General features: G+C 63.5%; 1 protein-coding gene. It reads left to right on the plus strand.

What is annotated here, in order from left to right:
• Positions 1 to 277: hypothetical protein (locus tag ACPYOM_RS22415; protein ID WP_481347651.1), on the plus strand; the 277-nt coding region annotated here is incomplete at both ends.

The raw sequence follows: 277 nt of genomic DNA on the forward strand, positions 1-277 counted from the left end.
GTTGAAGAACGACTCCGATCCCGACGGTGTGGCCGAGGACCTCACCATTTCGCTCCCGGACGGAAATCCGAACGCACGGGTAGGTACCGCCGGCAACGTGGTGGTGACTCTGGTCCCGCAGGAGCAATTGATCCCGTACACCGTCACGGATATGGACGGCCAGTCGGCCACGGCGGTGATGTGGATTCCTGGCCAAGGCCTCCAGTACCCGACCCTGGCCAAGACGGACCCGGTTGAGGTGATGTCCGGCAAGGACGTCACACTGGCGCTGCAGGAG

The organism is Monashia sp. HAY1-2A (assembly GCF_056755315.1).